General features: G+C 66.7%; 9 protein-coding genes. All 9 read right to left on the minus strand.

Features of this window, described 5'->3' with window-relative positions:
* Nucleotides 1-11: 11 nt before the first annotated feature.
* The 9 genes from FB548_RS18485 to FB548_RS18525 all read right to left on the minus strand — a co-directional run bounded on the left by FB548_RS18485 (nt 12) and on the right by FB548_RS18525 (nt 10,784).
* Nucleotides 12-686, minus strand: coding sequence for a response regulator transcription factor (locus tag FB548_RS18485; RefSeq protein ID WP_142126275.1), 675 nt, complete (start codon nt 684-686; stop codon nt 12-14).
* 24 nt (nt 687-710) lie between these two features.
* Nucleotides 711-1,376 (minus strand): tetratricopeptide repeat protein, encoded by a 666-nt coding sequence (locus FB548_RS18490; RefSeq protein ID WP_345775919.1) that lies wholly within the window; start codon nt 1,374-1,376, stop codon nt 711-713.
* A complete protein-coding gene (locus FB548_RS18495) occupies nt 1,357-2,196 on the minus strand; it encodes an SDR family oxidoreductase (RefSeq protein ID WP_142126276.1) in 840 nt (279 codons plus the stop codon). Before FB548_RS18495 ends, FB548_RS18490 begins: the two co-directional genes overlap by 20 nt.
* Nucleotides 2,196-2,870, minus strand: a complete 675-nt coding sequence (locus FB548_RS18500) for an iron-containing redox enzyme family protein (protein WP_142126277.1) — start codon at nt 2,868-2,870, stop codon at nt 2,196-2,198. The genes FB548_RS18495 and FB548_RS18500 overlap by 1 nt, the downstream gene beginning before the upstream one ends.
* Nucleotides 2,867-4,357, minus strand: a complete 1,491-nt coding sequence (locus tag FB548_RS18505; RefSeq protein ID WP_142126278.1) for an AMP-binding protein — start codon at nt 4,355-4,357, stop codon at nt 2,867-2,869. Before FB548_RS18505 ends, FB548_RS18500 begins: the two co-directional genes overlap by 4 nt.
* 8 nt (nt 4,358-4,365) lie before the next feature.
* Complete coding sequence (locus tag FB548_RS18510; RefSeq protein WP_185742176.1) at nt 4,366-5,028, minus strand: thermostable hemolysin; 663 nt, start codon at nt 5,026-5,028, stop codon at nt 4,366-4,368.
* A gap of 139 nt (nt 5,029-5,167) precedes the next feature.
* The gene (locus FB548_RS18515; RefSeq protein WP_142126280.1) at nt 5,168-6,730 is read right to left on the minus strand and encodes a sodium/sugar symporter; all 1,563 of its coding nucleotides are present in this window, start codon (nt 6,728-6,730) and stop codon (nt 5,168-5,170) included.
* 80 nt (nt 6,731-6,810) lie between these two features.
* Complete coding sequence (locus tag FB548_RS18520) at nt 6,811-9,366, minus strand: exo 1,3/1,4-beta-D-glucan glucohydrolase (RefSeq protein WP_142126281.1); 2,556 nt, start codon at nt 9,364-9,366, stop codon at nt 6,811-6,813.
* 5 nt (nt 9,367-9,371) lie between these two features.
* Nucleotides 9,372-10,784 (minus strand): sugar porter family MFS transporter, encoded by a 1,413-nt coding sequence (locus tag FB548_RS18525; RefSeq protein WP_142126282.1) that lies wholly within the window; start codon nt 10,782-10,784, stop codon nt 9,372-9,374.
* Nucleotides 10,785-10,917 lie beyond the last annotated feature (133 nt).

Consider the following 10,917-nt stretch of genomic DNA (forward strand, 5'->3'; position numbering starts at 1 on the left):
ACGCATCGATCTCATGCGGTGTCTCCGGCCACGTCGCCGAGGGCATACCCGATGCCGCGTACCGTGCGGATGGCGCTCGGTTCCAGCTTGCGGCGGAGCTGGTGGACATGCACGTCCACCGCATTGCTGGCGACGTCCTCGTTCCAGCCATAGAGGTGCCGCTGGATCGTGTCGCGCGCCATCGGGCGGCCACGTTGCTCCATCAGGACGCGCAGCAATGCGAACTCACGCCGGGTGAGATCAAGGCTTCGTCCTTTCCATGTCGCGGTGAGCGTGGCCGGATCCAGGCGTAGGGGACCCGCTTCCAGCGAAGGGGTCGCCCTTCCGGAACTGCGCCTGATCAGCGCACGCACCCTGGCGAGCAGCTCGGCGGTATCGAATGGCTTTCCCAGGTAGTCGTCCGCACCGACGTCCAGCCCCAGCGTGCGATCGGACGGCCGTTCGCGTGCGCTCAGCACGAGGATGGGCACCGGGTTCCCGGCGGCGCGTACCTGCCGGATCACCTCGATGCCGTCCATCCGCGGCAAACCCAGATCCAGCACTACGAGGTCGAACTCGCCATCGCGCATTGCCGTGAGTCCGCTCGCACCGTCCTGCACCCAATCGATCGCGAAGGCACCGCGCCGCATGGCGATGCAGATGCCTTCGCCCAGCAACGGATCGTCTTCCACCAGCAGGATGCGCATGCGGCCAGTCTGGTGCTCCCCCCCTCAGTTGGCAAGGTGCCCGGCGATGTCCTTGAGCTTGCTCTCCGCCTCGCGGCGGCGACCGGCGTCAGCCACTTCCCGGCCCGGCCGCGCCGGTGCCGCCAGCGCTTTCTGGAAGGCCGCGCGCGCGCCTGTCCAGTCCTTCTGGTCGAGCAGGAAATCCGCATAGAAATAGTTGGCGTCGATGCCATCGGGATCGATGGCCAACCCCTTGCGGAGCATGGCGCGCGCCTTGTCGTCGTCGCCGAAGCCAAGCGGCCAGCCCGGCACCTGGTAGTACAGCGCGCCCAGGCTGGTGTAGGCCGCACCGTCGAGCGCGTCAGGCGCGATCTTGATGGCCGCCTCGAAATCGGCACGCGCACGCTTGACCAGCCCGAGCGCCCCCATCCCGCCCTTCTCGCCTGCCAGGCTCGACAACACGATGCCTTCCCAGATCAGGGCGGACGCATCACGCGGGTGCGCCTCGCGGATCTTCCCGGCCTGGCGTGCAAGCTCTTCGAAGGCCGGTTCGCGCTGCGCCTTCGGCACCTGGTAGTTGATCTGCGCCCAACGGTCGCGCACCTGGCCGGTCGTGGTGGCGCCGGGTTCGCCTGCCAAGGCAATCCCGACCAGCAGCGTTGTCGACATGAGAATCAGGAAGAGCATGGACTTACCGTAAGCGTGGTTCATGGTGGATGTTCTCCTCGGTGGATGATCGTGGTCGTCGCGCATGCCGGCGGACGATGGGCAGGCTGTTGCGCAGATTGCGATCGACCAGTCCGGGCACCAGCCCATTGATGCGCGCGAACAGTTTTTCCGGCCAACCGATCTGCATCCGCGACCGGCCCTGCACGATGGCCGCGACCAGCTGGCGTGCGACTTCGGCGGGCACGTCGCTGCTGACCTTGAGTTCGGCATTCAGCGCATCGACGGCAGGCGTGTTGAACGGCGTGCGGGTGGCGCGTGGCGACAGGTACTGGAAGCGCAGGCCGGTATCGGCGTATTCCCTTGCCAGCGCTTCGGTCAGTCCGCGCAGGCCGAACTTGCTGGCGCTGTAGGCCGCGAAGCCGGGGAACGCCAGGCTGCCGAAGGTGGAGCCGACAACGACCACGGCGGCCGATGCATGCGTCCTCAGGAGTGGCAGCAAGGCATGCGCGAGCAGCATCGGCGCCACAAGGTTGGTCTGCACCAACCGGTCCATGTCGACAGGATCCTGCTCTTCGAACAGACCGAATGCCGCCTGCGCGTGAGCCAGCACCAGCACCGAGGGCAGCGGGCTCGCGGCCTGCGCCGCGCGCAGCAGATGGGCGCGCCCGTCCTCCGTCGCCACATCGGCGACGACCCACGACGTACTGCCCGCAGGCATGTCTTGCGCGACCCGGCGCAGCTTGGCCTCGTCTCGCCCCACTGCAAGCACGCGCGCACCGGCGGCGACCAGCGCCGCGCACAACGGCTGGCCGATGCCGCCGCTGGCGCCGGTCAGGATCACGGTTCTCCCAGCGAGTTCCATCAGGCCGCCTCGGCCAGGCGCACGCCATCGGCACGCAGGGTGCGGAAGATGTCGCCGTAGAGCACGTAGAAGCGTCGTGCTGCATGGATGACCGCCGCCTGGTCTCCGAGGTCGTCCAGTCGATCCATCAGGCGCTTGAAGAAGCCGACATGCTCGATGTCCAGGTCGCCATGGGACAGCAGGTAGCCGAATGCATTGGGCGGCAGGTCGAGCGAGGCCTGCAGCGTGTTGGCGGCGCGCGTGGCGAGCGCGACGCTGGTACCCTCCAGCACCAGTACCATGCCGAAGAAGCCGACCGGGTTGCCGCGCTGGATGGTGTCGTAGGCGTAACTGACCATCAGCTCCGTCGCCAACGACGGTGACGACATCGCGGCCGCGGCGCGGTCCTCGCCACATGCCGCGATATCGTCCAGCACCCACTCGTGGTGCCCCATCTCTTCGTCGATGTACTCCCCGACCGCCGTGCGCAACCATTCCAGCCGCGCGGGCAGGCGCGCACCGCAGGCCATCAGCAGGGGCACCGTGTGGCGGACATGGTGATAGGCCTGGGTGAGGAAGGCCACGTAATCCTCGCGCGCTATCCTGCCCGCCAGCGCGGACTGGATGAGGGGAATGGAAAGCAGACTGTCGCGCTCGCGCATGGTCTGTGCGACCAGCTCGTCATGGAAACTCATGCGGTGACTCCGGAGGGGGAAACGTTCGGGATGAGGCGATAGCAGGCGTCGACGTCGGCCTGGTAACGGTCGAGAATGGCCGCGCGGCGCGGACGGCCGTTCGCGGTCATCAGGCCCGCGTCCGCGCTGAAGGGTGCGGCGCGCACGAAGCGCGCGACGCGCGCATAGTCGGGTAGTCCAGCGTTGACCTCACCCAGCGCACGCATGATCTGTGCGTCGTCCACGTCGGGACGGCGTGGCACCAGCACCGCGACGTTGTCCGCCTGGCCCTCGCCCCAGACCACCACCTGCGCGATGGCCGGATGCGCCAGCAGTTCGCTCTCCACCCACTCCGGCGACACATTCCGCCCGAAGGCGGTGATGAAGACATTCTTGCGGCGCCCGGTGATGTAGACGAAACCTTCGTCGTCGCGATAGCCCAGGTCGCCCGTGCGCAACGGCCCCTCTTCCAGCGGGTCGCCCCCGAGGTACCCCAGTGCGCGTGCGCCTTCGACGCAGATCTCGCCATCCACGATCGAGACATCGGCATGCGGCAAGGCCTGGCCGACGCTGCCGTCGCGCGTGGCGCCAGGGCGATTAAGGCATACCACGGAACCGCACTCTGTCAGGCCATAACCTTCGAACACGGGAAGGCCGAGCACGCGTGCACGCGCGAGCAGACCGGGCCCCACGCGCCCACCACCCACCGCGATGTAGCGCAACGAGGCGGGCAAGGGAGCGCCCTGCTCCGCCGCCATCACCAGTGCCAACAGCAACTGGGGTACCAGGATCACGCTTTCGGGCTGGTAGCGGTGCAGGCAACGCAGCAGCGTGGGCACGTCGAGGCCGGTCGCGCCGGTATAGCCGATCTCGGACAGCGACGGCAGTGCGATCTCCGCATCCGCCAGGAGGGCGGCGTACAGCCCGGCCACGTTCTCCAGCAGCGTTGCGAGCGGCATCAGACACAGATGGCGGCGGGGCGCGATCGCGGCGGCGGCATCGACCAGCGACCCCGCCACGCCGAACAGCGTGTGCGCATCCAGGCACACGCCTCGTGGGCGACCCGTCGTGCCGGACGTATAGGTGATGCAGCCGGTGCGGTGCGGCAGCACCGGTGCCGCCGCTTCGTCCACCTGCGCGCGCCAGCATGCCAGGCGCTCGCCATCGAGGAACCCGGTCAGCGCCTCGACGCCGGGCGGCATGGCGTCATCGCGGGAAGTGACGACGCATTGCGCACCGCTGTTGGCCAGCGCGTGCAGCACCTGCGCGTCGGAGAAGAACATCGGCAGCGGCACATGCACGCCACCGGTTTCGCGGATCGCCATGTCCAGCACGAACCAGCTCGGCCCGTTGTCCAGGCGACTGGCGACGCGCCGGATGTCCATCTTCGTCATCCACTCGACGAGATGCCCGATCCGCGCCGCAAGGGCCCGGTCATCCAGGGTGCCTTGCGCCGTGATCAGGCGGGGACGTCCGTTGCCTTCGGACTCACGCAGAACGACATCCATCGGCGTCCTCATGGCGACCCTGCCAGGCAAAGATCCGGGGTGCCGCTGCATGTCCGGGGCATGTGCCTGCCCCGCAGGTAGGCCACGCCCTCTGCGAGGTTGCCGCATATCAGGCGTGGTCGCGATGCGTAGTAGGAACCCCAGTCTCCACCGGCATCGCCCAGCCGTTCGGCACGCGCTTCGGCCAGTTCGATCATCGGCAGATGCAGGCGCTCGAACGCATTGCGCAACTGTCGGGTGGCGACCAGCAGGACCCATGTCATGCCCGCCGACTGCAGGGTCAGCGCAAGCTGCAGGATGAGTTCGCGCGCGATGCCGGGTGTGGTGGCGGCGAAGTTGCCGGCTTCGACTATCAGGCGGCGGTCGATCTGCGCGATCTGCTCGTGTGCCATCACCTGTTCGACCGGCGCATCGAGGTAGTGCTCGACGAACAGCGGCCCCTCCCCTCCGGCACGCACGCCGACGGCAGCGGCAAGCCGGCCATCGCTGTCGCGGTAGGCGAGCAGATGGGGGAAGAAGCTGCGCAGCGCTGCGCCGTAGCGTTCGCGATAGACGTCGCTGATGAACGACTCGACTTCGTCCCGGTCGGGATCGTGGCGATCAATCAGCTGGACGCTGGCGAAGCGTCCCGGCAGCGGGGCAAGTACGATGTGGGAGCGGATCCAGTGCATGGCGTGCATGCTGGAATCGCTCGATTAAGGGTCGATTAGCTCGAAGTTAAGCGCTCATTAGATTCCCGGCACGAATTCGTGAGAATCCGCACCGCTTCACCGCGGGGCTAAACCCGCTCTGAACGTCGCGCAATGGACATCACCAGAACAGCGTATACAGCGCCACGAGAATGGCGAGCACGGCGACGGCGCCGATATTGAATGCGCCGCTGGTGCGGTAGTCCACATCGCCGGTCTGGATGATGTCCTTCTCCGGGGCGTGCGGCGTGGCCAGCGAGACGACCACCGCCAGCGCCAGCGCCAGCAGGAATACCAGGCCGACGCGATCGATGAAGGGCAGCGCCGGCCACGCCAGCTTCAGCACGATGGACAACACGAACGAACCGATCGCCGCCGCCAGCGCGCCGGCCTCGTTGGCGCGCTTCCAGAACAGGCCCAGCACGAAGATCACCACGATGCCCGGGGTGAAGAAGCCGGTGTATTCCTGGATGTACTGGAACGCCTGGTCGAAGCTGCCCAGCAGCGGCTTGGCCGCCAGAATGCCGAGCACTACCGTGACCACCGCGGCGATGCGGCCGACGCGTACCAGCTTTGTTTCATCGTGCTGGCGCTTGCCCTTGGCGTAGAAGTCGAGGGTGAAGATGGTCGCCACCGAATTGATCTTCGACGCCAGCGACGCGACGATCGCGGCCACCAGCGCGGCGAACACCAGGCCCAGGATGCCGGTAGGCAGCAGGCGCATCATCGTCGGATACGCCTGGTCGGGCTTGTCGAGGCCCGGCGCCAGCATCACCGCCGCGATGCCCGGCAGCACCACGATCACCGGCATCAGCAGCTTGAGGAACGCGGCGAACAGCACGCCCTTCTGCGCCTCGCCGATGTCCTTCGCGGCGAGCGCGCGCTGGATGATGTACTGGTTGAAGCCCCAGTAGCTGATGTTCATGATCCACATGCCGCCGATCAGCACGCTGAGGCCCGGCAGGTCCTTGTAGAAGGGGTTGTCCTTGTCGAGGATCATCTCGAAGTGGCCCGGCTGCGCTTCCCACAACCGGTGGAAGCCCGCGACGATGCCTGCGCCGTCGCCCAGTTCGTTGAGTGTCAGACCCGCGACCAGCAGGCCGCCCAGCACCAGCAGCGACACCTGCACGATGTCGGTCAGCGCGACGGCCTTCAGACCCCCGTAAAGCTGGTACAGCAACGCGAACACGCCGATCAGCACCACTGCCAGCATCTGGTCCATGCCGGTGACCTGCGACACCGCGATGGCGCCCAGCCACAGGATCGAAGTGACGTTGACGAACACGTAAAGCCCCAGCCAGAACACGGCCATGAGGGTGCGGATGCGCGCGCCGTAACGCTGTTCCAGGAACTGCGGCATCGTGTAGATGCCGTTGCGCAGGAATACCGGCAGGAACCATTTGCCGACGATCAGCAGCGTGGCCGCGGCCATCCACTCGTACGAGGCGATGGCCAGGCCGATGGCATAGCCGGAACCGGACATGCCGATGATCTGTTCGGCCGAGATGTTGGCCGCGATCAACGAAGCGCCAATGGCCCACCACGGCAACGACTTGCTGGCGAGGAAGTAGTCCTTCGCATCCTTGGTGTGTCCCGCTTTCTCGCGCGACACCCATTGCGCCAGCACGAAGATGCCGGCCAGGTAGGCCAGCACGATGGCGATATCCAGTCCCGACAGTGTCATCCCGTTCCCCTATCCCCATCGAAAAGCGATGCCACGGCACGCCCCGGGGACGCGTGCGCGCCCGGGGGATGCCTTCTTCCTCAGCGCGGGCAGTCGACCGCCTGCTCCGCCTGGTCCAGCGACCCGAGTGCGACGCGCGAGACCGAGATCGTCATCGTGCCGGCAGTGCCAATCGCCCACGGCCGATCCAGCTTGCTGACATCGGCGCCGGCCTTGGCGAGGCACTTCAGCGGCACGCCGACCCGCGTCCACTGGCCCACCGGCAGTTTCGCCAGCGTCGGTGCCAGCGCCACGCGTGCCGTGCAACCGGTACCGCAACCCACCGAAAGCCAAGCGTCGCCGCTCGGCGCGGTGTCGACACGCAAGGTGGTCAACAGCATCACGTCGCCATTGCTTTCGCGCTGCAGGTCCAGCGCAGTGTGCGATTGCAGCGCCGCGACTGCTTCGCCCTTGCCCGACCAGGCGAGGCGACGTGCGTCTTCCTGCGCCAGATGGTCCACGCCGGCAACTTTCAAGAGGTCAGCGTTCAATGCCTCCGGGACCTTGGTGACGGTCACGCCCTGGCCGTCGGCGGTTTCGAGCCGCAAGGCCATGCCGGAACCGGCATCGCCGCGCGCGAAGAACACGCCCGTCGCGCCCTCGTCGCTGCTCACGCCGGAGTCTTCCGGCAACGCGGCCAGATCGCCCTTGTCGGCGTAGGTCAGGCCGAAGCCGAACGCGAACAGCGGGTCGTAGCCTTCCTGCCCCACGTTGTTGGCGTACTGCGTGGCGGTGCGCGGCCAGCTGAAGCTGAGCTTGCCCTTGAAGTCGTGCTGCACGCTGCCATCGGCCTTGCGCAGCAGCACATCGGCGATGCCTGCTCCTTCCGAGCCTGGCAGCCATGCGGCGACGAACGCATCCGCGGCATTGATCTCGCGGTTCATCCACAGCGGGCGTCCACTCAGGAACACCGCCACCACCGGGATGCCCTCGGCCTTCAGGCGCTTGATCAATTCGAGGTCGGCGTCGTCACCCGGCTTGTAAAGCAGCGTCTGCAGGTCGCCCTGGAACTCCGCGTACGGGTTCTCGCCGAACACCACCACCGCCACGTCGGGCTTCTGCGTGTACTTGCCGTCAACCGACAGCAGCGCCTCGCCACCGGCGGCCTTCGCCTGCTGCGCGATGCCTTCGTAGATCGAATCGGCGTTCGGGAAATCCTTGCGCGTGGTGCCGGTGCCCTGCCAGTTGAGCGTCCAGCCACCGGCCTGCTTGCCGACATCGTTGGCGCCGTCGCCGGCAACCAGGATGCGCTGCTTCGGCTGCAGAGGCAGCACGCCACCTGCATTTTTCAGCAGCACCAGCGATTCGCGCACGGCCTGGCGCGCGACGGCACGATGCTCGGGCGAACCCAGCAACGCGAACTGTCCACCCACCGTGCGCGCGGACGGCTTGCCCGCTTCGAACAGTCCCAGGCGGATCTTCACCCGCAGGATCCGCCGCACGGCGTCGTCCAGCCGTTCCTGGCTGATCGTGCCGGCCTTCACCGCCGCCAGCGTGGTCTCGTAGAACCCCTTCCAGCTGTCGGAGGCCATCGCCATGTCGAGGCCGGCATTGATCGTCGCCGGACAATCGGTATTCGTGCAGCCCTTCACTTGGCCGTGGCCGTTCCAGTCACCGACCACGAAGCCGCCGAACTGCATGCGACCTTTCAGCGCATCGGTCAGGTACGGCTTGTGGCCGTGCATCTTCTCGCCGTTGACGCTGTTGAAGGAAGCCATCGCCGTCTGTGCGCCGGCCGCGATCGCCGGCGGATAGCCGGCGGCGTGGATGCGTACCAGCTCGGCTTCGCTGATCTTCGTGTCGCCCTGGTCCTTGCCGTTGGTGGTGCCGCCATCGCCGAGGAAATGCTTCACCGAGGCGATCACGTGGCGGCCGTCGAGGAAGCCGGGCGTGCCGACCTTGCCCTGCAGACCTTCCACCATCGCGCCGGCATAGCTGGCCACCACGTCGGGTGATTCCGAATAGCCTTCGTACGTGCGGCCCCAGCGGTCGTCCTGCGGCACCGCCACGGTCGGCGCGAACGTCCACTCCATGCCGGTGGCACGCGTTTCCAGCGCGGTGATCTCACCGATCCGGCGCAGCAGTTCCGGATTGCGCGCCGCGCCCAGGCCGATGTTGTGCGGGAACAGTGTGGCGCCGACGATGTTGCTCTGTCCGTGCACGGCATCGATGCCGAAGATGACGGGGATCGCCTTGCCGCCCTGCGAGGTGTCCATCGACGCCTCGTAGAAGGCATCGGCCAGCGCCAGCCATTCGGCCGGCGAGGCGTCATAGCGGCCGCCCGGATCGGAATTGCCGCCGGCAAGGATCGAACCGAGCCGGTACTTGCGCACGTCGTCCGGCGTGATGCTGGCGATGTCGCCCTGCACCAACTGGCCGACCTTCTCTTCTACCGTCATCGTGGCCAGCAGGTCGCTGATGCGCTTTTCCAGCGCAGCGTCCTCGGCCAGCGGCCAGGCGACCTGCGGCCACGGGTTCGCCTGTGCCTGCGGTGCGGGCGCCTCGACCTTGCCATCGCCCTTGCAGGCGGCCAGCGCCAATGCCAGCGCGGCCAGCAGCACACCGCTGCGGGCGCGCATGAAGTTGCGGTTCGTCATCGTGTTCATCCTTCCATCTGCTCCAGTTCGCGCCCCTTGGTCTCGTGCACGTACTTCAGCACGAAGACCACCGAGATTGCAGCGGCAATCGTATACAGGCCGTAGGCCCCCGCCAGTCCGATGCCGGTGAGCAGCATCGGGAAGGTCCAGGTGATCAGGAAGTTGGAACCCCACTGGGCCAGTCCGGCCACGGCCAAGCCCGAACCGCGGATCTGGTTCGGGAACATTTCGCCCAGCATCACCCACATCACCGGGCCCCAGGAGATGTTGAAGAACACCACGTACAGGTTGGCGGCCACCAACGCCAGAACGCCCATGCCGTCGGACAACTGCAGCGTGCCGGCCGCATCCAGGCTGCCGGTAGCGAAGGCGAAGGCCACCAGCCCCAGCGTGACGGCCATGCCCGCCGAGCCGATCCACAACAGCGGCTTGCGGCCGATCCTGTCCACCAGCAGCATCGACACGATGCAGGCACCGATGCTCAGCGCACCGGAGATGACGTTGATGAGCAACGCGTCGTTTTCCGAGAAGCCCACCGCCTGCCACAGCACCGCGCCGTAGTAGAACACCACGTTGATGCCGACCAGTTGCTGGAACGTGGCCAGGCCGATGCCGACCCACACGATGGGGCGAATCTTCCCCGTCGCCTTGCTGATGAGATCCGACAGGCGCGGACGATGGTGGTCCGCAGCCAGCGAGGCTTCGATCTCGCCCAGCTTGCGGACACCGGCCGCTTCGCCATAGAGCCGCTTCAGCACAACCAGTGCCTGCTCCTTCCTGCCCTTTGCCACCAGATAGCGCGGACTTTCGGGAATGAACAGCAACGCCACCAGGAACAAGCCCGCCGGCAGGATCTCCACCCAGAACATCCAGCGCCAGGCTTCATACCCAAGCCAGTACGGAGTCACCGATCCGCCGGCCACCTTCGCCAGCAGATAGTTGCTGAGGAAGGCGGCGAAGAGGCCGCCGATGATCGCGATCTGCTGCACCGTGGCCAGCCGCCCACGATACTGCGCGGCCGACACCTCGCTGATGTAGGCCGGCGACATCACGCTGGCCGCGCCCACGGCGAAACCGCCCAGCACGCGATAGATCACGAACTCCAACGACCCGGTGGCGATGCCCGATCCCCATGCCGAGATCAGGAAGAACACCGCCGACACGATCAGCACATTGCGCCGACCGTAGTGGTCCGCCAGCCAACCGGCGAAGAAGGCACCGACCGCGCAGCCCAGCAGCATCGAGGCAACGTTGAATCCCGTGCCGACCGAATCAGAGTCGAACGCCTGTCGCAGTCCATCCACCGTGCCGTTGATCACGCCACTGTCGAAACCGAACAGGAACCCGCCGATCGTCGCCACCATGCTGATCAACACGATCAGCCTGGTGTTCTCTCCCCCCGTCATTGCCTGACTCATTGCCGTCCCCTTCCTCGATCCTGATGTCGTTGGTCCGCCGCGCTCAGCGCAGCAGGTACTGGTTGAGCAGGTTCTCGTAACGCTCCTGCTTGCCGCTGATCTGCTTCGGTTCACCCTGCTTGGCCGCCAGCGC

Source organism: Pseudoxanthomonas sp. 3HH-4, from assembly GCF_006716465.1.
Lineage (GTDB): Bacteria > Pseudomonadota > Gammaproteobacteria > Xanthomonadales > Xanthomonadaceae > Pseudoxanthomonas_A.